Source organism: Lactiplantibacillus pingfangensis (genome assembly GCF_005404945.1).
GTDB classification, from domain to species: Bacteria; Bacillota; Bacilli; order Lactobacillales; family Lactobacillaceae; genus Lactiplantibacillus; species Lactiplantibacillus pingfangensis.
In genome coordinates this window covers 1-25,241 of the sequence record NZ_BJDG01000009.1, presented here as the reverse complement: position 1 = coordinate 25,241, position 25,241 = coordinate 1, and the positions used below count along the sequence as shown (strand labels likewise).

The following is a 25,241-nucleotide window of genomic DNA, read 5'->3' as shown; positions in this document are numbered from 1 at the left end:
AGCCTTCTTCCTAACTTATTTCTGCAATTTTTTCAATTTCTGCGACAGTAATCAAATGTAGTTTATCTAATAGTTCCACCGCAAATGTCCCCGGGCGATCGGCCGTCATTTGTTTAACGACCAATTGGCCAGTCGCTGCCAATACTAAGCAAGCTACCTGAGCCGCTTCGAAGTAATCACGCTCACTCACAGCGGTAAATGCTGCCACCAAACTTGAAAGTAAATCACCTGAACCTACATGCAATTGAAATAGCGGCGTCCCATTATGCACTTGGGTGACGCGCTGACCATCTGTAATGACATCCGTTGGCCCTGACAACACAACGACACAGTGAAATTTCAACGCACAAGCACGCGCAATTTGAGCTAAATCACCCGTTCCTGAACCCGCATCAATGCCTTTTGGCTGCCAAGCCATTCCAGCAAGTGTGGCAATTTCACCAGCATTTCCCCGAATCACAGCAACCTGAAAACTTGTCAGCAATGTTTCGGCAACCTTTTGGCGATATGGACTCGCACCGACTGCGACTGGATCAAAAACAATTGGTTTGGCTTGCGCATTTGCGAGTTGCCCGACAGCTTTCATTTGGGCAACTTGTGACACCGTTAAAGTGCCCAAATTCAGACAAACTGCCTGAGAAATATTAACCATATCTGGTGCTTCTTGAATTTCTGCTGACATAATTGGCGAGGCCCCAAGCGCATTCAACCCATTCGCGACATCTTAAACGGTGACAAAGTTGGCAATATTAAAAACAATCGGATTTTCCGAGCGTAACGTCCTTAATAAGTCTAAATTCATGATCAACACCTCCAGAATATAAAAACCCACCGACTCAACTTTCATTGAACCAGTGGTTGCCAATTTACAGCATCTCGACACTTTCCCTACGCGAGTCTGAACTCACAGGTTCAAAGGGATTAGCACGCACATTACCATCTCAGCCCATCTGTGGACACCCCTAGTGTTTATTAACTTACCCCAAGTGTAATTGATGTAAGCGCTGCCGTCAATGTGATCTTCTCAGACTTAGCATTGATTAACCTAGCCAAACTTTGCTATGATTAAGTAGGATTTTTATTTGGTTAATTCTGTAACTCCTATTATTAGAATTAGCTAACACTGTCCATCAAGGTGACATTATTTTTAATAATGCAATTGATGACTTTAAACTGAGGAGTGAAGACTTTGATTAATCCAAATGGTGCTGTTCATCGTGGCTGGAATCGCCGAGTTGTTACCGGTAAGACTTTAGCCGAATGTGACGAACGTCTCGTCACTTATTTAAATAATCAAGATTATGGTTCTGGCGAATTTGTTGTTTTGCACGAAAACGACGGTTCTAACCAAAATACCGGTTATGATTTACCTGACGGCGATAACTGCTATATTAGTTTCTTAATTTATAATAGTCGTCTTTAATCACCAAAAAGGCCCGGCTGAGTTGACTGACTCAGTTGGGCCTTTTTAAACCAATTAGGCGCCAACGGCAAGAAGCCGCTGACGCCTAATTTTTTTATTCAGCCAATTCGTTGTTTAGAACTTCAAGGTTCCCTTCTCCTGACCCAGACCGGGATCAACGTATAACGCTTTGAGTTTAAGTTCAAAGACGACGAGTTGCGGGCCAATTAAGTCCCAGACCTTTTGGTAATTTGGAACGGTTTCTAAATACAACGGCAATAAGTCAGTCATTGTTTTTTCAGAACGCACCAATTGCACATGCTGAGCACGAATATAAGGATTGCCCACTGTCCCATCATTGGGAACTGAGATAAACGCGACATCTGGGTGTTGCGCATAGGTCGTTAAGGCAGCACTATCCTTAACTGACGAGAAAAATAACGTATCCGGCTGTGCCGCAGTCCAAACAAAATTAACAATTTTAACATCTGCTTGATCATTTAGCGCCGTCCCTAAGGCAATTTTATTAGTCATCGTGACGACATGTTGCAACGTTTCAAGATCCATTTTCCGCACTCCTCTTGCTAATTGATAAGCTTAATTATACGCTACTTCGTCATTAAATCAAACGTATGTTCGAGTTAATTTAAACTCCTGTGATTGAATCAACGTGATAAAGTGTTGCGCAAGTAACGATAACTTTGATGGCTGCCAAATAACCGCTGTCGGTCGCGTCAACTCCGGCACCGCCAACACTTGAACTTGTAGCTGTTTCGTTGGCACTAAGTCCAGCCAATCTTGAGGAACCAACGCCGTTCCAATACCTTGATTCGCCAGTCTTAAAAGGGTTAACGGCTCGTCAACTTGAGCCAAAAAGTGTGGGTTAAAACCGGCATCGTAGCATAATTTTTCAATCACAGCCACATGGTAATGATGTACTAATAACGGTTGGTCCTTTAAGGCTAAAATTGGCGACGCTTTACGCTCTGCCGAAACATGTAACTCACGGCTAATCATTACTAGCGGAACGCTTGGTAGTTCCAGTTGCTGGAATCCTTTCAGTCGTCTAGTCGTTCGGACGAGACCAAGGTCGATGCGCTGTTGCTGGATCATTTGTCGTATCTTGCTGCCCGACTGTTCCTCGATTAAAACTTGTACTTTTGGATAGTTGTGATGATATTGAGCCAACCAAGTCGGTAACAACCCATTATTGATGGATGCCATCATCCCAATTTTCAAAGTTCCTAGCATCCCATTCGCCACCGCCGTCAGCTCCCGCAAAGATTGTTGTCGCAACTCAAGCAATTCATGCGCGCGTTGCTGCAACACGCGGCCAGCCGCAGTTAATTGCATGTCACGTGTCGTCCGTTTCAATAGCGTGACGCCCAATTCATCCTCTAGCTGTTTCAACTGACGACTCAGGTAAGGCTGGGCAACATGTAATTCAGCAGCCGCTTGCGTCATGCTTTTCAATTCCGCAATCATTAAATAATATTTCATCTGTTTGAAGTCCACTTTCCTAGCCCCCTTCGAGTTGATATCGCTTAATTAGTTATCACATCATACCGTATTTTTATTTTGATAACATCAAATTCGCTCAACCGGTTTCATGAACAAAATAGCTCCAAACAAAAAAGTTCGAAACCAACCCTCAGGCTGACTTCGAACTTACTCATCTTTTAAAACCTAGATATAGTCAACAAACCGACTACGGAACTTCAAATGGATATGACTACCGAAAATCAATAACATCAACGTAATTGACCAAAAAATAATCATACTTTTAATATCATGGTAGAACAAGCCAGTCCCCAGAAAGGCCTCGCGCATCCCAGCAATAATATAATAAAACGGATTAATCTGAATAATATGGATAACCATTGGGTGTTTTTCGATAATCGCATTGGCACTAAAGTTGAAGATCGCGCCACTGACCCAAAACATCAACTGCATCGCACTATTCAATAATGTATGAAAATCACGAACCACAACGGTAATCGTCGAAGTCACTAGACCCACTGCATATAAAAAGACAATCATACAGAAGAAGAAGTAGATAAACTCAAGCCAATAAAATGACGGTCTGACACCATACATCAACATGATTACCATGCTAATGCCAAGCATCCACCAATAATTAATCAGCTGGCTCGCTAGCGTCATACTAGGGATGGTTGACACTGGAAACTGCATCTTACTAACCATCTGCACCCGACTAACCATACTACGGCTAGCGCCCAAAATTTCAGACCGCATAAACTGCCAAGCAATAAATCCTGGGAGTAACCACGCAATGTATGAATAACCATCCATTGGCTTATTACCATAGAGAACCATCCCAAAGACAAACCAATAAATGGCAATATTGATTGCGGGATCGAGAATTTGCCAGACATTTCCCAAAATATGTGCTTGGAAGGTTGATTTTTCTTCGTACTTCGCAAGCCGACGAATGACCTTTAAATTTTTAAATTGTTCAAGTAAAACTAACCAAGTTTCTCTCATTAGTCCAATACATGCCTTTCCTTACGACGTCGCGATAAGATTCCGATGCCTGCAATCACCGCAATAACGGCAACAATCACAATCAGCCATTTTAACGAGATGATCGTGAGCGGATGTAAGACCGCCGTTCGCAATGGCACTTCTCTTAAGGTTGCGGTAATCGTAAAAATTAGCAAGAGGGTCAAGAAACCTAGTACGGTTTGCGTTGGCCAACTTAGCGGTTTGTCATATAACTTCTTTTTAAAATAACTAATTGGTTCTTCAGGATGCGCCTCGTGTAACTCTTCCAAACTGAAGTCTTGGCCTGAATCACGAGTGATTTTCGCCCGTTCTGCCTTGGACTTTTTGTTGTATGTCCGTTGGAACTCTTCGAACTGTGGCAACACTTCAGCGGCGGTGCCTTCCATGACAACCCGGCCATGATCAATCCAAACCACTTTGTCACAGAGCGTCTTAACCTGACTCAGGCTATGACTCACGAACATAATCGTCTTGCCTTGAGCTTTAAATTCTTTCATTCGGGCAACACCCTTTTCGAAGAATGGGGCATCCCCAACACTAAGGGCTTCATCAATAATTAGAATATCGGGATCTTGATGCACTAACACACTGAATCCCAACCGGCTCTTCATCCCGCTAGAATACGTCTTGACTGGTTGATCAATTTTTTTAATGACTTGATCACCTGAAAAGTTGATAATATCTTCCATCTTGTCATCAATTTCAGCGGTACTCATGCCAAGCATTTCACATTTCATAATAATATTTTCACGCCCAGAGAGCTTACCGTTCAATCCGGCACCAACTGAGATAATATTAGTGGTCCCATTGACCTCCAGTTCACCAGAAGTCGGCGGGATGATTTGTGAAACGATGTTGAGTAATGTCGACTTACCGCCACCATTCAACCCAACAATTCCGACACTATCGCCCTCATAAATATCAAAGCTTACGCCCTTTAAGGCCCAAAATTTTTCAATTGCCGTATTACCAAATGGCATTAATGACTTTAGTTTATCGCTTTTGGTTTTCATCATGTCGTATTCTTTAGTCAAATAACGCGCACGAATCTTGAGCTTCTTATCCAATCTACTAGCAGCTCCTTCCTAGTACAGTCATAACAACCGAGCTTTTTATATTATACTCATTCGTTGTTAGCTTGTCGTTGACCAGTTATTTAACTTAAACGTAAGTTAATGACTTAGTCATAAAAATTTCATTTAAACAAATATTGGCCACAACCACTTGGATTGTAGCCAACAGCCTTACATCTTCAAATCTTTTTTAATCTTCGTGGTTGAAATTTCTGGCGTCCGGGGAAGATAAATGACTTCTGCATCAGTCTGTTCGCCAACAAAGTCGAACTGGCCCTTCCAGTCATCACCCATCACAAAAGTATCAATTTCATACAACTTAATGTCACGAACTTTTTGATCCCAAGCCTCTTCGGGAATAACCAAATCAACATAGCGAATGGCTTCAAGGAGGGCTTTACGCTTTTCATATGAGAAGTAAGCCTTCTTCTGTTTACTATCCCAATTAAATTCATCAGTAGACAAAGCGACAACTAGATAATCGCCTAAGGCTTTAGCCCGTCTCAATAATTCAATGTGTCCATAGTGTAAAAGATCAAATGTCCCATACGTGATTACACGTTTCATGTGTACATCCTCCTGAATATAAGTACCGGTTCGCGGTGTTCAATAATAGCCCCAATTATAGCACGTCACTACAATGTTTACCAAATGTCGCACTAGTCGCGTGGTGACCGACCGCTAGCCTGCTAAACTCAAGCCGAAAGTGGCTGTTTACGTTGTCTAATGCCTTGGACGACCCAGAGCACTAAGACCGCTAACCATGAAATCAGTGCAGCCAGACTAAGCAGTGTAAAGGTTTTGCCTGGATGATACTTAATAATCAGGGTATTCTTACCTGGCTTTTGATCGACAATCAAGGCACCGAGGTTACTATGCTGGTATTGACTATTCCAGCCCTTAGTCCCATTAAACGTCACCGCTGACTTCGCATAGCCCACGACTGGCAATTGCGTTTTGCCCCGCCGTTTAGCCTGCCACGTAACCGATAAGCTTCCATCGGCTAAGACTTTTTTATTATAAAGGTGATTTTTCTTAACAATTTGGTTGATATAATCAGCGTAAGTATTTCGGTTTTGATTATATTTCACATCACTTGCCGGCTGATTCAGATAATCAGTCGTTCCCTTAGCGGCTAACGCCAGGCCTTTACTCAAATCTTTGCCTTTAAACCCAGCTCTAATTTCGGCTACCGTCGCATGATTTGATAAATAAATATTATCCATTCTTTGAATGGGCTGTGCCGTGTCCCATTTCTTTAATTGCCCGTTCATGACCGTTACATTTTGCCAAACGAGCATTAGCGCTGCGAAAGCAAATAAGCCGGTCGGCCAGTTCAAGAACGTGCTGGTACCCACTTGATGATGACTATTTTGAGTTGCTTTAACCCTCGTCGTGAGGTACCCAGCGGCCCCAGCAATTAAGAGAATCCCCGCAATCGACCCTAAACGTGACGGGAATTGTAGCCAATTTTTAGCGGCGGGTAAAACTGTCGCTAGCCGTTGCCATGGGAATAATTTGGACCCAATAATCAGGAAAAATGCCCCAACAAACGTGTTCAAATAAGTCGCTAGCTGAAGCCCCTTAGTACTCAACGCCGCAAAGATTTGGCATACAAACAAGATGGAACAAACTGTGCCTAACGCGAATAAATAATTATCACCGATTGAAAGGTTCAGCGAAACATTGTCCATGTTTGCCACTGTAAATGGCTGCATCAGATGGTTACCAGAAGTAACATTCAGCATGCCTGCCCAGACATTCGCCGACATGATTATGGTTAAAACTGCCGCCAAAACCGTTTTCTGTAGCATTTTCACACGATCATTAGCCCGTTGCATCCCCACAATAAAGTAAGGAATCAAAGCAATAATAATCAGTAGTGTACTCAACATGTGAACTTGGATAATCACGGCCACACTGACCGCCAGTGGTAACACGCGGACTGGCTGATCGTGGTCGGTAATCATTCTAATGCCCATGATTAGCACGTATGGCATGATCATCATGCCCCAGGCGGTAAATTCTTGTCCTGTTAGCCAAGCGACGAACCAGCCAACATTCATGTAAAGAATCGTCCCAATCGTGGCAAATAGCTCATTGGCACCACTTTTACGGGTGAACAAGTACATGCCGCTGCCGCCAACAACTAATAATAATAAGTCAGAAACAATCTGAAATTTGACTAGACTGCCAGTCGCAAACAAAATGAATCCCAACACATAACCCCAAATTGGGCCATACATTGCATTAACAATTCTCCCCGACTGTGAAAAGCCATAGTTGGCTTGAAAATAACTAAAGTTGCCAGTTTTGATCTGCATCGCATCTTCGTAAATACGATTCAAATGAAAATTAGAGTCAATTCCCAAAATGGGATTCTTGAGCATAATTTGTGGTAACACCATTATGATTGACACAATCAAGATAATTATATATGGTCTGACCAGATAGCCACTTTTTTTTGACACAACGCTACACCTCTACCTTTGAATAAGCTAATTTCCCATTAATTCATGAATCAACTGTACATTTTACACTACCACATTAACTTTAGATAGCCCGCTTAGTTCGGGCTAATTACTGCCCCATCCGTGACAATAACTGTCAGTTAATCATTTGTTAATTGCCTAAACAAAAACTTAACAAAAAATCTGTTATCGAGAGTGGGACAAAAGGCGGTTTGCCACCGAGCATAGCCTAGGAAACCGAATGATTGGGGCTTTCAATCGTTCGGTTTCCGTAGCTAAGCGGAGGTTGCAGCCTTTTGTTCCACGTTTCGGCTATTAATATTCGGAGTTACAAAAAGAGTCTGGGGGTTTGTCCCAGACTCAATAACAGATTGAAAAAATTGTCTTACTTAGATTTTGACATAATAATTTTAAGCGACTCTGCAGTTGACCCCACATGCTCATTGGTCAATAGCCGTTCTTTGATCAAACGTGAAGACGCACTCGTATCTGGCGCCGTTAAAATAGCCTGAACGAGCCCGGCCGTATCATAATTATCGGCATGTAAGCCAACTTTATCTTCGATACTGAAATACCAACCGATATTTTGGGCATAATCTGCTTCATCTTCTTGCATAATGACAATTGGCTTATTGAGTAACGAATAATCAAAAATGGCCGAAGAATAGTCAGAAATTAGCAAATCAGACAACAGGTAAAGTTCTTGAATATCCACTAATTCATTGTAGAAACAGAAAATCCGAGGATCAAGATCAGCATATTGTTGCCGTAAGTGACTCTCCAACGGATGTAGCTTAACAATCATCAAATAATCATCTGGCAATGCCTGGATAACGGCTTGTAAATCAAGATCAGAAACATCTTTCCGTTTGCCTTTACGCCAAGTTGGACAGAACAACACAATTTTCTTGGTCGCATCGTAAGGTCGGTTAAAGTACTTTTCAAAAATACGTTGCTTTTCAGACGTGCTATCGATATTTTTTAACAAATAGTCGTTCTTAGGCGTCCCATTATCAAATACAGTTAACTCAGCATTATCATCCAAACGAAACGCAGACTTGAGCAATTGAACATTGTAAGCTGAAGAGGTCGTTAAATAGTCCCATTTCTGCATCCGTGGCGCAAAGGCTTCGGATTCCTTCGTCCGCTGCGCATCATCCGCTAAATCATTGACCATTTGCTTCATTGGAAAACCATGCCAAGTTTGAATAAAGACTTGTCCATCCCGTTTACCGGCCTTATCGAGACTATTCCCATTAATGAAGACATACTTACATTCCTGGAATTTTTCGATATATCGCAGACTTCCGACCCGAATTGGTGTAAAACCGTTGGCCAGAATTTCCATATCGACAAGTTGATTACGAGAGCTGACGAAAATTTCTGCATCCGGATTCTGCCGCTTGATTTCAAGCGCAAAATATTTAGGATCGCCAGACAAGTTACTACCGTGAAAGGACTCAATGAAAAATTTATTTTCATCAATCGGTTCCTCAGACGTGAAATCTGGTGTTTCACCAACCAATTTACTGAGTAACCGCATTGAAGGCACTCGAATCCAATCTTGTTGAACAATTGCCCCAACTGCCGGCACCTTACGTACTTTGTAATAAAGTCGACGGAAACGACGCATGCCATCAAATTTAGTCCGTTTCTGAATGACTTCCCACATTTGATCATAGGTAACCGCCTGATCATCAACCTGACCAACATTTTGTTTGAACTTCGCAGTCGTTGCTTCAAAGTTCGTCACGTAATGCTGCTTCTTTTTGGCAATTTGCTCAAGATTATAGTGATAATCAGCTTCGGTCCGTGGCTGCTTAATGAACGCTAAAATTTTAGGCGCATCAATCTCTGGATCTTTCTTAATCCAGAGCACATCCTTAAACGCCCCAAAATTCTCACGCGTCACATTGTCGTTCCCTGGATAAGCAATGACTGGGTGGCCACTCGCAAATTCTTCCACAATTGAGTAACCAAACGTTTCATAGAACGAGGTCGACACGTAAATATGACGATCAGGAACCTGCTTACTATTGAAGAAAACATAATCATCAAGCCCATAGAAGCTGACTAAATTGTGATACATCGTGCCACTAGGACCATAGCCAGTAATATAAAACCGAAACTCGTCATGATGTAGATAATGAATCATGTAATCCAGTAATTTGATAATTGCCGAGATATCTTTTTCATGATCAAATCGGGACCGGACAATCAAATTGACATTGCCATTTTCATCCACAATTTCAGGATCAAACGTTGCTTGCTCGTTAGCGATATGTTCTAGACTAACTGTTTGAACATAAACCCGATCAAAATGGAAGCGCCGCACGATTTCAGCCTTAATCGACTCAGTGGCAACTCGTACGCAACTGAAATATTGTAAGTAATCGGTTAAATCGGTTTCTTCGATCAATGCCAATGGCGTATGAATTTCACCAACAATGATGGCATTGCTGTTAGCCCGAATATATGGCGCCACACAGAAAAAGCTTTCCCGCGTAATAAAGAAGTAATCGAAATCAACATGTGTTTCTAGTTCGGAAATGTATAAGAACTCAACATCTGTTACAGTGGGGTTTTCTTTTTTTAATTTTCGCAAATCTCGCCGCGTAAACTGTCTAAAATTAAAAAAGGTAATCTGATAACCGGCACGACCAAACTCTTCCAATAAATTAATATTACTTCGGGATGTTCCCCCTGGTGCAAAAACATTAAACCCTAAAATCGCAATCTTTTTCATTTATAAACAATCCTCTACTTGATGTGATCTTTGTCTTAATCTTTACAATCAAACTTTTTAAACCTACAAAGACGTCAGTAAACGCTCTGAGAAAGACAGTCAAAATCCTTGGCGCCGGTGACATTAACCATCAATGGCTAAAAAGGCCAGTCTTTCCCAATCCTTCCTTAGATAATATCACTACTTACTATTACCAACAACGTTGGCCACTATTCCCCGGGAAATATCTCGATCACGTGAGTCATGCTGAATGGCCGTAACAACTGGAAAGTCGCACCACCGATTGCTTTCTTCAAACACCGTCCGTCCCCACGGTCAAGGCTTGCAAGGTCGCAGTTTGAAAGCCACCAATTAAATCATGAATCTCTGTCAACGGTTCCCGCTGTCCATTAAACAACCATTCTCGCCAAATGGCATACACCCCGGCACTCATAAACTTCATCCAGTACTGTCGTTGTGCTGTCGTTAAGGTCATTGGTAATACCAAATCAGCATAAAAATGCAACATCTGCTGATCGAAACACTGTCGAATAATTGCCTCAAATCCGCGTTCAACAGATAATTTCAATACCTCAGCTTGTGTCGAAAAGAAGCCACTAATCGCCATTAATTTATCCGCAACCGGCAGCTGTTGTTGAACATCTGCAAATCGTGCCGCAATCAAAGGATCAAAATAAGCCGTCAAAACATCTGATAGTGTCGTAAAATTTCGATAAAAAGCCATCCGACTTACCCCAGCGCGCTTAACGACTTGGGTTACCGTAATGGTCGCCAAATCGTGCGTCTCTAGTAATTGTAACAAGGCTGTGGTCAAATAATCGCGTGAATCCTGCTTAATTAGCTGCGCATGTTGCGTTGCTGCCATAACAATTCCACCTTTCTGTCACAGATGCCGCAATATCGCTTGTTTATTAGTGAAACCCATTGTAAGCTATCTCCACACACGTTACAAGTGTAACTATAGAACTGGAGGAACTTTTACATGAAGAAGGAATTAGTCGTCGTTACCGGCGGGAGTGGTTTTATTGCGATTCATATTATTTTGCAATTACTGAAACAAGGGTATCGGGTCCGAACAACGGTCCGCTCACTAAAAAAGATCAATTTGATTAAGGAAATGTTGACAACTGGTGGCTTAACCGACTTTACCAATCTTGATTTCGTTGAGGCTGATTTAACCCATGATCATGGCTGGGCTGCTGTCATGCAAGGTGCAACTTACGTCATTCATGTGGCCTCGCCAACGCCCACCTTAAATTTTAAAAATGAATCCGAAATGATCCGACCGGCCGTTGATGGCGTTGTCCGAGTTTTGACGGCCGCGCGCGATGCTAAAGTGAAACGTGTCGTCTTAACATCGGCCTATGGCGCAGTCTTCGCCGGCCACAAACACCGGGACACCCCTTACACTGAAAGAGACTGGTCAAACTTAGCTGCTAAAAATATTCATCCCTATCAAAAGTCTAAAACATTGGCAGAACATGCTGCTTGGGACTTTATTGCTCGCGAAGGTCACGGTATGACACTCGCCACGGTTAATCCTGTGGCTGTCATGGGTCCCGTCCTATCAGCAGATTATTCTCATTCAAATAACCAAATTCAGCAATTACTGGCTGGTCAACTTAAAGCTGTCCCGCGCGTTGACTCTGGTTACGTTGATGTCCGCGATGTGGCAAGCCTACATTTACTTGCCATGACTGCCCCGCAGGCTGCTGGCGAACGTTTTCTAGCCACAACTGGTGAGACCCTTTCAATGCTAGAAGTGGCAACGATCTTACGACACCATTTTCCCGACTTCGCAGCCAAGTTGCCAACCAAGATCATTCCTGATCCACTCATCAAGGTCGCCGCACTGGCCGATCCCATGTTACGAATGGTGGCCAGTTTATTGGGCGTTTACGCCGAAACCAGCAATGCTAAAGCCGTTTCGATGCTCAATTGGCAGCCAAGATCAGCTGAGACTGCGATTGTCGCGACCGCGCAATCAATGATTGACCTTGGAATCGTCAAAGCCGATTAAATTTAACTTTCAATTGACGACACAGACGCGCCATGCGATAATACTCTCGGTGCCAAACCATGATGAGGGTACGTGATCGGCGCGCAAGCGTTCAGAAGGTCACCGCACCTCATCAAGAAGACCACCCGACGTAACTGCGTCGGATGGCCTTTTTTTATAACCGTTTTTCAAAATAAATGAGATGCATTTGTGGCTGAATTTCATCACAATATTGACCTAATTGCGTATAACCAGCGTGTTGGTATAACTGGACTAGTTTAGCTTCTTCAGCAATCGTGTCCAACTGCCAACAATTGACAGCTGGAAAATGGGTTTCTAACGACCGTAACATTAGCTGCGCATAACCACGGTTTTGATAACTTGGCAAAATGAGTTTTGACCATTATTTATCCTCCTCGTAATCATGGGCCGTCAACCAAGTCGTTAACTGGTCAAAATAAGCTGAAGTTTCATCAATAAACGCCATATGTCTGCTATGGGCAAATAACCGCCAACTGGCGTGCGGTAACTGATCCACCATGGTTTTCGCAATCAGCGGTGTACATAAATCGTTGACACCACTAGTCACTAATGTCGGCAGCTTAATTTGGGCTAACTGTGCCGTATAGTCAAATTCGCGAAGGGTTCCGGTTGGGCAATATTCATTCGGTCCCCAAGCCGTTTCATAAGCGACCGTTCCAGCCTTTTTCGGTCGGCGTAAAAATTCAGGTGAATCAGCCGTGAGTGGTCCAGTGGCGTGTAACATCATAAAGTGTGCATTGGCCGCTAAATAGGCCGCGGTGGTAAAATCACCAGTTGCTTCAGCTTGCGCAATCGCCGCCTGCTCAGCAGCTGGCATCAGTTTAATCAAACGATGTTGCTCTTGTGCCCATAATTTTGCCGAGGATAAGGTACTCGCTAAAATTAGACTCTGAATACCTCGTGGTTGCTCGTCGCACAAGTAACTAATTGCCAGCATCCCGCCCCAGGATTGACCGAGCAAATGAACTTTAGTCAAACTTAAGTAATCACGCAACGCCTGTAACTCAGACAACCATGTCGTCGCCTGCCATAAGCTGGGATCATCTGGGATAGACGACAACCCGCAACCAATTTGGTCGTACATCACGACTGGCCGGCCTGTTTGGGCAACAAATTGATCAAAAACTTCAAAATAATTATGTGTTGACCCTGGGCCGCCATGTAACAGCAGTAATGGGGTCAACGTGCTAGTTAGATCCCCCATAATGCGATAGTAAGTCTGGTAGCCTCGAAACGGCATTGCCCCGGTTTGAATTTTCATGCCCTCATCCCTTTTATTTTTGATTAAACCTACTTTATTACAATTCAGCATATTATGCTAAGCTAATCATAATAATCCCTGATGAAAGAAGTTGTCTGTATGAAAATCATTATTGCGCCAGCTAAAAAGATGGTCGTTGACACCGACACGTTTGATAGTCAGGGCAACCCCGACTATCTCAATCAAACCAAACAACTTTTGACACGACTACGACAACTCTCATACAACGAAGCCAAGCAATTATGGCATTGTAGTGATAAGCTGGCACAGCCGAACTATGCTTGGTTGCAAGAACTTGATCTGACGCGTCACTTAACGCCAGCAATTCTAAGTTACAGCGGCATCCAATACCAATACATGGTCCCCGATCTATTAACTGACGCCGGTCTAACATACATTCAACATAACTTGCGAATTCTATCCGGTTTCTATGGCATCCTTCGGCCATTTGACGGCGTTGTCCCCTACCGTTTGGAAATGCAAGCCAAACTCACGGTGGGAACTAGTCAGAACTTGTATGACTTTTGGGGAGACCGCCTCTATCAAGCCCTTGCGGCACCAACTGAGCCAATCCTCAATTTAGCTTCGCAAGAATACGCTAAAAGTATCCGACCTTATTTAAACGCGACACAACCATTTGTTACCGTCGTTTTTGCCAGCCTAGTTGACGGTCAATTGAAGACCAAGGCAACTTTAGCTAAAATGGCTCGTGGTGCCATGGTACGTTTCTTAGCTGAAAATCAGATAACTGAATTATCAAAGCTTAAATATTTTGATCATCCGCACTATCAATTCGATGACCAGCGCTCAACGCCGACAAAATTAGTCTTTATTCATATCGACTAAAAAAGACTGGCAACTGCCAGCCTTTTTAGCACTAATCACTAATCACTAACAATGATTTAATTGCCCGGCGTTGATCCATCGCTTCATATGCGGCTTGGATCTCATCCAAACTGAAACGTTGCGTGAAGACTTTGCCAGGATGAATATCACCCTTTAAAACGGCATCTAACAGTACTTTGCGGTCATCGGTTGTGACAGAAGCAATCCCACCTCGTAGACCGATATTTCGCCAGAATAACTCATTCGTATTCATTTCGGCCTTTTGTGGCACGCCGACGCGACCGACTACCGCACCCGGACGCCCAACTTTGATTGCAGTATCAACCGACAATGCGGTCCCAACACATTCCAAAACTGCGTCTGCTCCGGCGCCGTCCGTTAACTCTTGCACCTTTTTGACCGCCTCATCACCACGTTCAGCAATAATATCTGTGGCCCCGAATTCTTTAGCTAAGGCTTGGCGATCAGCATGCCGACTCATGGCAATAATTCGCGTCGCACCTAGTAGTTTAGCGGCAATGACACCACACAGTCCAACCGCGCCGTCACCCATGACCACGACAGTATCACCAGCTTTAACTTCTGCGCTCGCTGCTGCATGATAACCCGTTGCCATCACATCTGACAAAGCTAACAAGTCATTTAATTGGGCATCGGTATAATCAGCCGGTTGTCCTGGAACTTTAACTAAAGCCCAGTCCGCATTTTTGAAACGCAAGTATTCCCCTTGATAGCCAACAATTTCATCATCTGTTTTATTTAGGCAATCACCGTCAAAGCCCGCCAAGCACGCTGCACAATGGCCACAACCATGCGTGAACGGTGCAATCACAAAGTCACCTGGCTTCACATTTTTTACCGCAGCGCCAACGGATTCCACGATTCCAATGGCTTCATGCCCAACCGGACTATTGGCTTGGCGTTTTGAAATGCCACGATACCACCAAAGATCTGAACCGCAGACGCAGGCGCGGACAATTTTCAATACCACGTCAGTTGGCTGTTTCACTTGTGCTTTTGGTAACTCCTGTACGACCATTTTTCCTGGTTCAACAAATACTGCTGTTTTCATCAAGATCATCTCCATGTTTAATTAAATTAATTGTAGCGAGTTAACTTCAACTCGTCGAGAAAAGAAACTTTATTTACAATGACCAGTCTACGCCTTGAAGTCCACTTCAAGGCAAGCGTGTTCCCAAATTAATGCTGTTTCATGTGAAACATTTTGCCGTATACTTATTTCAACGATGGGAGGCACTAAAATGAATCCAGAAAACTTCTTTAAACAAGCAAAAATCGCGCTAAAATTACCTGTAGAGACGCCGCTACAAAGTTCGTACCAGTTCGGTGCTGATCCAGATACGTTGGCACAATTGGTCTTAACAGGTACCAAGACCGCCACAACTAGTGCTTATGACTTATATGAAACCGACGAGCCCTTACCACAAGTTGGGGCCTACGATGTCATTTTTAATGCTAAAAATATCCCAATTTGCGTCACTAAAAATGATACCGTGACGATTACACCTTACGCAAAAGTGGGTGCTGATCATGCTTACCATGAAGGAGAAGGTGACCGGAGTTATGCTTATTGGCGCAAAGTCCATGACGCCTTTTTCAGCCAAGAATATGCGGCAGCGGGCCAAGTATTCGATCCAGCAACGGCCAAAATGGTGCTTGAGCGATTCCATGTCGTGTATCCATTATAAAAAATCGAGAGTGGGACAAAAGGCGGTTTGCCACCGAGCATAGCCTAGGAAACCGGATGATTGGGGCTTTCAATCGTTCAGTTTTCGTAGCTCTGTTGCATCCGTGTCTTTTGTTCCACGTTTCGGCTATTAATATTTGGAGTTACAAAAAGAGTCTGGGGTTTTGTCCCAGACTCGATTTTTAGGAATTTAGGCTTTCAAGTTGTGACGCACTGTACACATATGGAAAATGAGCCATACTTGGGACTTGATCCCATGGCACCGGATACCCAGCACCATGCGCACAAAAAACGGAATCGGGAGTATTTTCCAAATCACTGACAGGATCGTAAGGCTGTGCCGCCAAGACAGCAGGTTGATCATGGCAAGGCCGATAACCATCAATCACAACTGCCAATTGACCCTGACCATGGGTGTAGGCCCGAACGACCTGCGCATAGCCTTGCATTTCAGAAACTGGCGCCGTCCCAGTCAAGGTCGTAACACCGGCCGCATCAGTCACTGGCGGCTCAAACTGACCATGCATCCGCTGAACATCCGTCATTGCACGCCCCATTTGATCCTGACCGACTATCAAACGAAACTGATACCAAGGTTCTAACAACTGACAACCATTGACTTGTTTTAACATCATCAAGCCTTGCCGAACCGCCCGCCAAGTTGCCTCACGGAAATCGCCCCCAACCGAGTGAACGTTGCTTGCTCGACCGCCGACCAATGTGATTTTGACATCAGTTAATGGTGACCCAGTCAACACACCTAGTTGCGTTTTGGCTTGTAAATTTGATAAAACTTGATGTTGCCAATTCTTACCTAAGACTTCCAAAGAACAGTCAGTTTCAACCGTCAGCCCACTCCCGCGGGGTGCCGGTTGTAGCAACAAATGAACTTCAGAATAATGTCGTAATGGCTCGAAATGGCCAACGCCTTCGATAGCTTGTGTCACCGTCTCTTGATAGAGGATACTGCCCTCAATAAACTTAACCGCTAATTGAAAGCGCTCGGCCAATAGTTGCGTCAAAACTTCCAGCTGAATTGTCCCCATAATCTGGACACGGAGTTCTTGCAATTGGCTGGACCAAGTCACTTTGAGCTGAGGATCTTCATCTTCTAATTGACGCATGGCCGCCAAACAAGCCTGTAGATCATGACCATTTGGATCTAGCCGATACGTTAATACTGGTTGCATCACTGGCTTTTTTTCATCTGCTAAGGCTCCTAACCCTTGGCCGGGATAAGTGTCGGTTAATCCCGGAATTGCACACACGTCACCAGCATGGCTTTCGGGACAAATTTTAAATTTTTCACCATTGTAGACCCGAATTTGGTTAACCTTTTGCTCGTTTAAAATAACGGCCTTATTGACTAATTGCCCACCCGTAAGTCGTAGCCAAGTTAGTCGTTCACCAGACGCAGCCGTCGAAATTTTGAAAACGCGGGCACCGAACTCAGTCGGGTACGTTGGCTCAATCGTCCAGCGTTCAAGACCCGCAATTAGACCGTCCACGCCAGCCACTTTTAGTGCTGAGCCAAAGTAACAAGGAAAAACCGCTCGCTGCTGAATTAAGCGTTGTACCGTCGTATCGGCTAACTTGCCGTTAGTCAAAAAATCATCCAGCAAGTCATCATCTTGCAGCGCCATCGCCTCATAGGTTTCCGCAGACAGCTCACCAGCATCAAACGCCACACATTGATCGGAAAGACTCGCTTGTAGTTGGGCTAAAACTTGTTCAGTCGCCGTACCGGCAATATCCATTTTGTTCACAAAAATGAACACCGGCACATGGTAACGTGCCAATAATCGCCAAAGCGTCCGCGTATAGCCCTGAATGCCATCGGTCGCTGAAACCACTAAAATGGCATAATCGAGGACACTTAACACTTGTTCAGTTTGGCTCGCAAAATCCACATGTCCCGGCGTATCCAAGAGTGTCATGGCAAGGGTTGGTGTTTTAAAGCTGGCCTGATGAGAAAAAATCGTGATTCCGCGCTGTTTTTCCAAATCATCGGGATCCAAGAAAGCATCCCCATTATCCACACGTCCTAATTGCTGCAACATCCCCGTCCGATAAAGTAACGCTTCTGAAAGGGTCGTTTTTCCGGCATCAACATGCGCAATCACACCGGCAACTAATGATTTCATATTACCCCCCCTTTTCTAGCGATGTTTCTTATTTTTGAGTAGCTTACGGGCCTGTTTCATTGAAATAACCTTACCTTTAACTTTTTTAGAACTAACGACTTTGGCAGTACTTCCCGCTTTTAAAGCCTCAGGTAATTGATTGCCTTGCGTCGCCGTCAAAATCCCAGCCGCTGTTAACACGGTAATCAAACTAGTTAATAAGGTTATCATATCGTCATAGTCAGCTTGGGAACGATTGTCTTTGAGCCACTGACCAACCCGGCTAAATATTTTGGTTGTCCATTCATTGGGCGCGACTAACCACTGCGCATAAAGCCGGTCAGTCAACCCGCTCACATTAGAAATTACTTCCGGCGCATCCCAACCAGCTGGTAAGACGATATTTTCCCGGTGGAACCATAATCGTAATCCTGCTTGAACACCGGTTGAATGCACGGCAATTGCCGTTTTCTTCAGCCAGCCATCGTTAATCGAGCGATGATCCCCGGTCAAGTAAGTCTGGCGTTTGTCTGGATCATAAACTTGCGCAACGCCCGAAAAAGCTGCTGGATTGCTCATCACTTCTTCAATTTCAGGTGCTACGCCATCGTTTTCTGACTGATCAGCTTCGATCGTATTATCACCATATAATTGCTCATATAACTCGGCCAAACCACCAGTTGCTTCCAGTTCATCCACGAATTTTGCAGCCGCATCTGGATCTTTTGGATCAATACCAGCTGCCACCATTTTTTGATTAATAATCGCTAACGCATCAGGATTATCGGCATAATCCTTGGCGCCAGCAAGCATATCCGCTTCACCAGCTTGTAAATACCGTTGATAATCTGCGGCGCGTTTCGCATTAAGCCAACCTTGATCTGCCACAAATTGTAAGAAGCTAGTCAACATTGGGACAAGTAAGGCATACTCTTCCGCTGAAAACTCATATTTAGTAATGATTGTTGTCGTCAAAATATCAGTTAAAACCCGCTTACTCCAACTCTTCGGCGTTTTTCGGTAATAGTTATAACCACGCTGAACGAACTCATTCAACACAACCGTTAAGAACGCTTCACTAACCCCTTCAGGTCGATTTTGCCATGCCGCACTCCGTTGATAGGCGATTACCCAGTCAGCCGTATAGCTTTGAATGCTAACCGCTGTGCGTTCTTGCCATTCAGGTAATGTCGGATCAACATTGATCGCCATGTCTAAGTCATCATCAGTTGACTGGTTAAATAAAATCGCATTCTGTTCTTCATAATCATGAAAAAATGCCGCTAAAGTTGCTGGCGTAGTCGTGATTACCCGTTGTTCGGCTAAGTATCGCAAAAAAGCAGTAATAATCGTGTACATCGCATCAAAAATTTGATTGGCACGCGTATCTGTTTCGTTAAGGGCGAGATTACTGAGTTCACCTAAAAGTCCGGCAAAGTCTGACAACTCCCATTTTCCAATCGTTGCGGGTAATGAGTCAAAAATTGTTTCGATGCCGCCTTTTACCATGGAGACTGGATAGACGAGACACTCCTGATATTCCGCCGATTTGTGAAACCCAGTCCAATATTTGGACAGCTTATTTTGTTTTGCCATTTAAATTCCTCTTTCAATTAATCGGACATAATTTTCGCAATTTGTTGTTGTAACGCTGGCACAACAGTCGTCATAAACCACGGATGTTGTTTTAACCAACCGTAATTTAGTGGTGACGGATGGACTAATGGAAAATAGTCCGGTAGGTAATCGGCATAATGTTCAACAGTCGCCGTTAAGGTCTTCGGTCGATCGCGTAAATAAGCCTTTTGGGCGTATGCACCAATCAGTAATGTTAATCGAATCTTTGGCATTAATTCAAGTAGTGGCGCATGCCACTTGTCGGCAAATCCCTGACGTGGCGGGAGGTCCCCACCATGGGGCTGTTTGCCTGGATAATAGAAATCCAATGGTAAAACGGCCACCTTACCTGAGTCGTAAAATTGGGCTTTAGTCATGCCCATCCATGCTCGTAGTCGATCACCACTCGCATCATCCCAAAAAGTCATCGATGCTTGGGCCTGACGACTAGGTGCCTGACTGATCAGCAAAATTTCAGCATCCGGCGCAACGTGATATAGTGGTTGAATGCCTTGCGCCGTATAAGTTTGATTCTGTGGATCAGCTTGAATCGCCTGAAAAATTTCATCGGCCGTCATTGATTATCCCCCCGAAGCTCACGTCATTTTTGCTTGTATCTAGCGTACCATACCTTCGCTTTTCAGCCGTTAAATTAGGTGAGTTTCAACGAAAAAACAATTATTTTCATCGTTTATGATTTCCAACGCCTAGAAAGCGCTTAATTTGGTATGCTAGAGCTAAGTCTCAGAGGGGGGACACACATGCATACGATTGAAGAACTCGACGACGGTCGCGCCGTCTTTTTGAATGGTCAACAGATTAAGGTCTCAGATATTCCAATTTTCCGCAAGACACTTGCTTTGAACAATCAATACTATCACTTGCAACAGGAACATCCTGACGTTCACACCTATGTCGAAAACGGGCGCCGTTACGATATTGCTTACAAGGTACCACGAACCGTTGCTGATTTGCGTCAAAAACACCAAGCTTATCAAGAAATTGCACAAACCAATAATGGGATGCTTGGCCGCACACCCGACTTTTTAGCTACGGGTATGGCTGTCTTAGCAGAGCGGAGCGCCTTTCTAGGTCATAACCAATACACCAACTTTGGGGAGAATGCCAAACATTACGCCGAATGGGTTAAAGCGAATGATGTCTTCATCAGTCACGCCTTGCAAAACCCGCAACTTGACCGCAGCAAGCCAATTAATGCAATTCCTAGTGGCTATGCCGGTGTTCACACGATTGAACGCCGTCCAGATGGCATCGTCGTTTCTGGCGCCAAAATGGTCAATACGATGGCCCCAATTGCGGATGATTTACTGATCTTCAATCCACCGGAATTATTGTTGGAAAAAGGTGATACCAGTTACGGCGTCGCCTTTGCAACACCGCTAAACACGCCCGGTGTCAAAATCATTTGCCGTAAATTACTCGATCATCCCGGTTATACGGAAGACGACTACCCGCTGAGTAACGCGCTTGACGAAATTGACGCGTACATCGTTTTCGACCATGCCTTCATTCCTTGGAAGCAAGTCTTCGTCGAAAACGATTATGAAATGAGTAACCGTTTCTTTATTGAGACTGGCATTTTCGGTCATACGTCACATCAAGATGAGGTCCGCGGTATTACTAAATTAGAGTTTGCCACCAGCTTAGCCATCCGGGTCGCACAGACCCTCGGTTTGGATCACTTCTTAGGCGTTCAGGAAAAGTTGGGTCACTTAACCGCCAACTTAGAATTGATTAAGGGGACGATTACCCGCTCGGAAGATAATGGTCACTTGGATGAGTTTGGCATCTATACACCCGACTTACAAGCACTATTAGCTGTCCGCGCCAGCTTGCCTAGTTTCTTCGAAGAAGCCATGCAGGTCACACAACGGCTCGCTGCCGGTTCGATGGTCGGCGTCCCAGGCTTTGCAGAATTTGATGGTGAAAATGGTCAGATTTTAGATCAAGCACTGTCCACCTCACTCGCGAGCGCCAAAGATCGCTCAAAGCTTTTGAATCTAGCCTTCGACTTATCAAGCTCCGGTTTCGGTCAGCGTCAATTGATGTATGAATACTATCATGGCGGCGACCCCATGCGCATTCGCTCAAAACACTATTTGGATGAAAATTTGAGTGCTGGAGACGCGATGTTGGATAAATTATTAGGAAAATAAAGAAAAATGATTCAATGGCTAAGCGTGCCATTGAATCATTTTTTATGTTTTGCTGCCATTTGGAATTAAAATCCTCCTAAAACTAATAATTATTGATGTAATCAACAAAATATTCTGCGGTTGAGGCATCTGTGCCATCGAGCAAGACGTCACGGTGGCCGTCAATTTCGATGGTATAAACTTTCTCCTTTTTATCACCATCAGGGATGTTTAAGTCAATCGTCCGATTGCTGAGTGGCACAGCCGAACAGCCCTTACCAAATATTACGTCAAGTGGCGGTTCAATATTTATGCAAAAATCCGTCATATCGAATGAGTCGAGTGCTGCCGAAAGCGTCATGTCAAGATCGTACATAGCTTTGTCGTATTTTCTTTTTTTCTCACGAGCTTCATTGGCCTTTTGCCTCTCAGCAGACTTTGCTAATTGCGCTGCTGTTGGTTTTGGCCGCCTAGCGACGACGGCTCTGTGGTGGCGCACGATAGCCCGAATAATGAAGAACCAAAAAACGAATACTATGGCTAAAGCAATAAATAATTGAATGTGAAACATGGTTGTATCTCCGTTTGCCATAATGTTTAGCTCCCTTTTCAACAATTTAATCATACTCCTTTGTTTAATAAAGCTCTATATAACAAACAAATGGATAACGATTAAGTCTTTTTAATAAAAACGAGCCGAGTTACCCATGACATTAAACAAATCGCGAAGCGCTCAACTCATCAGAGCTTTCACGTTGTTGTATGACTAACATGTCAAATCCGTAATGGCTAAATGACCTCATAGGCCATCGCAATTTTGGACCTGATCAAATTGCTGATATTGTTTAACAACTTCAACCGTAACTTTTTCTCTGTTCTTCAATTGATCGACAAGTAAACTTTGGTCAGATTGCGCGCCGTTTTGATCGTAAGCTCAGGGCTGTGCGGAAATTGGCAAAGTAAAAATACGGTATACAATCATTTGCAGCTATTCTGACAATATTAAAAGCCACATACTTTTCCCACACGAGTTTGACGTAATAACTATGGTAATTTTAACAACCAAATAATCCTTCAAGCGCAAAAAAATACTGACGGCGTCGGCTAATCGACGCCGTCAGTATTTTTTGCGCTACACTTCTATACCGACCAAGCCTAAATGTTTCACGTGAAACAAGTTAAACCAGCTTCTTGCTAGTCGCCACATCATTGGCCACTTGAACCAATAAATAGGATGACTGCGTAACCGTTTGTAAGGGAATTTCGGTTAAATACAAGTCGCCCAGATCAGGATGATCGAGTAATAATGGTAACGGGCGCAATAGTTGTGTCGTCAGTGCTTGCCAAGTTCTTTGAAAGTCAGAATCCGCTTTGATTGCGGTGAAAACGTCGTACAAGAACTTAGACTCCGGCATCGTGCTGTACAACTGACGAAATTGGGCCGTTCGGTGAGCCGCATACGTCGACCAATCGGGCATCAAACGCCGCAATTTTGGTGATCGAAACGTTTGCCAAAACAAATTGCGCGCCAATGCTGATTGTTGACTGAGATCACCATAGACCTTCGTGAAACTCGAATTCCAGTCACTAATCGTCAAATTTTGATCAAGAATTGCGGCAACGTTTGGCGTCTGTTGTGTCATCAATGCCGTTAAATAGGCCAAGCTGTCTGAATCAGTCTCAATCGTTGTTGGCAGCTTCGCCCCGATTAAATTAAATAAATACTGTTGTTCAGCAGTCGTTAATTTAAGCGTTCGGCTTAATGCTAGCAAAACCGCAACTGACGGTGTTGCCCCGGGACGACCTTGCTCTAAACGTGTGACCCAATCAGCGCTAACATGAGCCAAGTCCGCCACTTCATCACGCCGCAAGCCTTTGACGCGACGGCGACTCGTGACTTCAATCCCGAAATCTGCTGGATTTAACATGGTTCGTTTATAAGTTAAAAAATGACCAACGACTTTTTCATTCATTAGTAATCCCCTCTGCTGCTTAAACTAGGACCAATTATCCTAGGATAATCTCAAGCTGGTTGTGACCCCGTTAATCCGCCATACTGTCCTTGTACTTAGGAGCGCACAGTGCGTCACTAAGCATTCAAATAAATTATAGCATGTCTACTTTTAGGAGGAATTTTCATGACAGTAAAAATTGGAATTAATGGGTTCGGTCGTATTGGTCGCTTAGCTTTTCGCCGTATTTTAGACTTACAGCAACAAGGAAAAACGGCCTTGGAAGTCGTGGCCATTAATGATTTAGCTTCACCAGCTTTATTGGCACATTTATTAAAATATGATTCAACTCATGGGACATTGGCAGCCACAGTAACTGCCGACGATCATGCCATTATCGTTAATCAAAAACGTTATCCAGTTTACGCTGAAGCGAAGGCTGAGCAGCTGCCTTGGGTCACCGAAGCGGGCGTTGATATTGTCTTAGAGTGCACTGGCTTTTATACGTCAAAAGCCAAATCAAAAGCACACTTGACGGCTGGCGCACACAAGGTCCTCATTTCAGCCCCAGCTGGTAGCGACGTTCGCACAATTGTGATGGGTGTCAACGATGGAACTTTAAAAGCCACAGATCAAATCGTTTCCGCCGGTTCATGCACGACGAACTGCTTAGCGCCAATGGCTTATTATTTAGATCAAGCTTTCGGCATTCAAGTGGGAACCATGACAACGGTTCACGCATATACTAGTACGCAAATGTTGCTAGACGGACCAGTTCGTGGCGGTAACTTTCGGGCAGCTCGGGCAGCAGGTGTAAATACCATTCCACATTCTTCCGGTGCGGCTAAAGCGATTGGTCTAGTCTTACCCAACTTGAATGGCAAGCTTCAAGGACACGCCCAACGCGTTGGTGTCGTGGCTGGCTCGCTTACCGAACTAGTCACAACATTGAAGCACCACGTGACTGCCGATCAAATAAATGCTGTCATGCGTCAAGCAACGACTGACAACCCAGCTTATGGCTATAATGCAGATCAAATTGTTTCTAGCGATGTTATTGGGACAACTTATGGCTCAATTTTTGACCCGACTCAAACTGAAGTTGTCACTGCCGGTGAACAACAACTCGTTAAAACCGTCGCCTGGTATGATAACGAATATGGCTTTACTTGCCAGTTGATTCGGACACTTGAAAAGTTGGTAGAATTCGACTAACGCTCTAAAAAGTGATGTTGACTTAATCTGTTATGATCCCTCTATGGTTGTCAGATGAAATACTATAATTCATCTGATTATCATGGAGGGATTTTTGTATGTCC

Annotated in this window: 22 protein-coding genes, 1 pseudogene and 1 riboswitch; of the genes and pseudogenes, 6 read left to right on the top strand and 17 right to left on the bottom strand. The window is 44.0% G+C overall.

The features are described 5' to 3' along the window. Positions 1–10 precede the first annotated feature (10 nt). Positions 11–802: pseudogene (gene thiM / locus FFM74_RS05635) on the bottom strand (hydroxyethylthiazole kinase). A 65-nt stretch (positions 803–867) separates the two neighbouring features. Then, positions 868–974: riboswitch (TPP riboswitch) on the bottom strand. A 215-nt stretch (positions 975–1,189) separates the two neighbouring features. Here thiM and FFM74_RS05630 point away from each other — a divergent pair. Next, entirely contained in the window at positions 1,190–1,423 is a 234-nt protein-coding gene (locus FFM74_RS05630; RefSeq protein WP_137625661.1) for a hypothetical protein, read from the top strand. Between the two features lie 114 nt (positions 1,424–1,537). Here the strand turns inward: FFM74_RS05630 and FFM74_RS05625 are convergent, their stop codons facing one another. From FFM74_RS05625 to FFM74_RS05590, 8 genes are all read right to left on the bottom strand, one after another. Beyond that, positions 1,538–1,969, bottom strand: coding sequence for a pyridoxamine 5'-phosphate oxidase (locus FFM74_RS05625; protein ID WP_137625660.1), 432 nt, complete (start codon positions 1,967–1,969; stop codon positions 1,538–1,540). Between the two features lie 57 nt (positions 1,970–2,026). Further along, positions 2,027–2,917: a LysR family transcriptional regulator gene (locus tag FFM74_RS05620; RefSeq protein WP_137625659.1), complete on the bottom strand. Its 891-nt coding sequence runs from the start codon at positions 2,915–2,917 to the stop codon at positions 2,027–2,029. A 171-nt stretch (positions 2,918–3,088) separates the two neighbouring features. After that, on the bottom strand, positions 3,089–3,907 hold the full coding sequence (locus tag FFM74_RS05615; RefSeq protein ID WP_137625658.1) for an ABC transporter permease: 819 nt from the start codon (positions 3,905–3,907) through the stop codon (positions 3,089–3,091). Further along, on the bottom strand, positions 3,907–4,995 hold the full coding sequence (locus FFM74_RS05610; RefSeq protein ID WP_137625657.1) for an ABC transporter ATP-binding protein: 1,089 nt from the start codon (positions 4,993–4,995) through the stop codon (positions 3,907–3,909). The genes FFM74_RS05615 and FFM74_RS05610 overlap by 1 nt, the downstream gene beginning before the upstream one ends. Positions 4,996–5,172: 177 nt before the next feature. Then, complete coding sequence (gene tagD / locus FFM74_RS05605; protein WP_137625656.1) at positions 5,173–5,568, bottom strand: glycerol-3-phosphate cytidylyltransferase; 396 nt, start codon at positions 5,566–5,568, stop codon at positions 5,173–5,175. Between the two features lie 128 nt (positions 5,569–5,696). Continuing rightward, the gene (locus FFM74_RS05600; protein ID WP_137625655.1) at positions 5,697–7,421 is read right to left on the bottom strand and encodes a glycosyltransferase family protein; all 1,725 of its coding nucleotides are present in this window, start codon (positions 7,419–7,421) and stop codon (positions 5,697–5,699) included. A 436-nt stretch (positions 7,422–7,857) separates the two neighbouring features. After that, entirely contained in the window at positions 7,858–10,218 is a 2,361-nt protein-coding gene (locus FFM74_RS05595; RefSeq protein ID WP_137625654.1) for a CDP-glycerol glycerophosphotransferase family protein, read from the bottom strand. 292 nt (positions 10,219–10,510) lie between these two features. Then, positions 10,511–11,083 (bottom strand): TetR/AcrR family transcriptional regulator, encoded by a 573-nt coding sequence (locus tag FFM74_RS05590; protein ID WP_137625653.1) that lies wholly within the window; start codon positions 11,081–11,083, stop codon positions 10,511–10,513. A 117-nt stretch (positions 11,084–11,200) separates the two neighbouring features. On the opposite strand from FFM74_RS05590, the gene FFM74_RS05585 reads away from it, so the two are divergent. Next, complete coding sequence (locus FFM74_RS05585) at positions 11,201–12,238, top strand: SDR family oxidoreductase (protein ID WP_137625652.1); 1,038 nt, start codon at positions 11,201–11,203, stop codon at positions 12,236–12,238. Positions 12,239–12,392: 154 nt separating this feature from the next. Here the strand turns inward: FFM74_RS05585 and FFM74_RS05580 are convergent, their stop codons facing one another. Both FFM74_RS05580 and pepI read right to left on the bottom strand, forming a co-directional pair. Next, positions 12,393–12,605: a GNAT family N-acetyltransferase gene (locus FFM74_RS05580; RefSeq protein WP_349724654.1), complete on the bottom strand. Its 213-nt coding sequence runs from the start codon at positions 12,603–12,605 to the stop codon at positions 12,393–12,395. Between the two features lie 15 nt (positions 12,606–12,620). After that, positions 12,621–13,520 carry a proline iminopeptidase gene (gene pepI, locus FFM74_RS05575; RefSeq protein ID WP_137625650.1) on the bottom strand — a complete coding sequence of 300 codons (900 nt, stop codon included), beginning with the start codon at positions 13,518–13,520 and terminating at the stop codon, positions 12,621–12,623. A gap of 99 nt (positions 13,521–13,619) precedes the next feature. Between pepI and yaaA the strand changes: the two genes are divergently transcribed. Beyond that, positions 13,620–14,366 (top strand): peroxide stress protein YaaA, encoded by a 747-nt coding sequence (gene yaaA, locus FFM74_RS05570; RefSeq protein ID WP_137625649.1) that lies wholly within the window; start codon positions 13,620–13,622, stop codon positions 14,364–14,366. Positions 14,367–14,397: 31 nt separating this feature from the next. On the opposite strand, the gene FFM74_RS05565 is transcribed toward yaaA, so the two are convergent. Next, positions 14,398–15,438 carry a zinc-dependent alcohol dehydrogenase family protein gene (locus FFM74_RS05565; protein WP_137625648.1) on the bottom strand — a complete coding sequence of 347 codons (1,041 nt, stop codon included), beginning with the start codon at positions 15,436–15,438 and terminating at the stop codon, positions 14,398–14,400. 190 nt (positions 15,439–15,628) lie between these two features. Here FFM74_RS05565 and FFM74_RS05560 point away from each other — a divergent pair, with 190 nt between their 5' ends. Then, positions 15,629–16,075: an ASCH domain-containing protein gene (locus FFM74_RS05560; protein WP_137625647.1), complete on the top strand. Its 447-nt coding sequence runs from the start codon at positions 15,629–15,631 to the stop codon at positions 16,073–16,075. A 181-nt stretch (positions 16,076–16,256) separates the two neighbouring features. Here the strand turns inward: FFM74_RS05560 and FFM74_RS05555 are convergent, their stop codons facing one another. Genes FFM74_RS05555 through FFM74_RS05545 form a run of 3 tightly spaced genes read right to left on the bottom strand, consistent with a single transcriptional unit; the run spans position 16,257 to position 20,392 of the window. Continuing rightward, positions 16,257–18,218 (bottom strand): elongation factor G, encoded by a 1,962-nt coding sequence (locus FFM74_RS05555; protein ID WP_137625646.1) that lies wholly within the window; start codon positions 18,216–18,218, stop codon positions 16,257–16,259. A 15-nt stretch (positions 18,219–18,233) separates the two neighbouring features. Then, positions 18,234–19,793: a hypothetical protein gene (locus FFM74_RS05550; protein WP_137625645.1), complete on the bottom strand. Its 1,560-nt coding sequence runs from the start codon at positions 19,791–19,793 to the stop codon at positions 18,234–18,236. 17 nt (positions 19,794–19,810) lie between these two features. Next, positions 19,811–20,392 carry a uracil-DNA glycosylase family protein gene (locus FFM74_RS05545; RefSeq protein ID WP_137625644.1) on the bottom strand — a complete coding sequence of 194 codons (582 nt, stop codon included), beginning with the start codon at positions 20,390–20,392 and terminating at the stop codon, positions 19,811–19,813. 183 nt (positions 20,393–20,575) lie between these two features. Between FFM74_RS05545 and FFM74_RS05540 the strand changes: the two genes are divergently transcribed. Continuing rightward, positions 20,576–21,991 carry a 4-hydroxyphenylacetate 3-hydroxylase N-terminal domain-containing protein gene (locus FFM74_RS05540; protein ID WP_171000658.1) on the top strand — a complete coding sequence of 472 codons (1,416 nt, stop codon included), beginning with the start codon at positions 20,576–20,578 and terminating at the stop codon, positions 21,989–21,991. A gap of 82 nt (positions 21,992–22,073) precedes the next feature. Here the strand turns inward: FFM74_RS05540 and FFM74_RS05535 are convergent, their stop codons facing one another. Together FFM74_RS05535 and FFM74_RS05530 are read right to left on the bottom strand one after the other, a co-directional pair. After that, positions 22,074–22,562: a hypothetical protein gene (locus FFM74_RS05535; protein WP_137625643.1), complete on the bottom strand. Its 489-nt coding sequence runs from the start codon at positions 22,560–22,562 to the stop codon at positions 22,074–22,076. Between the two features lie 586 nt (positions 22,563–23,148). After that, a complete protein-coding gene (locus FFM74_RS05530) occupies positions 23,149–23,943 on the bottom strand; it encodes a helix-turn-helix transcriptional regulator (protein ID WP_137625642.1) in 795 nt (264 codons plus the stop codon). A 165-nt stretch (positions 23,944–24,108) separates the two neighbouring features. On the opposite strand from FFM74_RS05530, the gene gap reads away from it, so the two are divergent. Further along, complete coding sequence (gene gap / locus FFM74_RS05525; RefSeq protein ID WP_137625641.1) at positions 24,109–25,137, top strand: type I glyceraldehyde-3-phosphate dehydrogenase; 1,029 nt, start codon at positions 24,109–24,111, stop codon at positions 25,135–25,137. Positions 25,138–25,241: the final 104 nt, after the last annotated feature.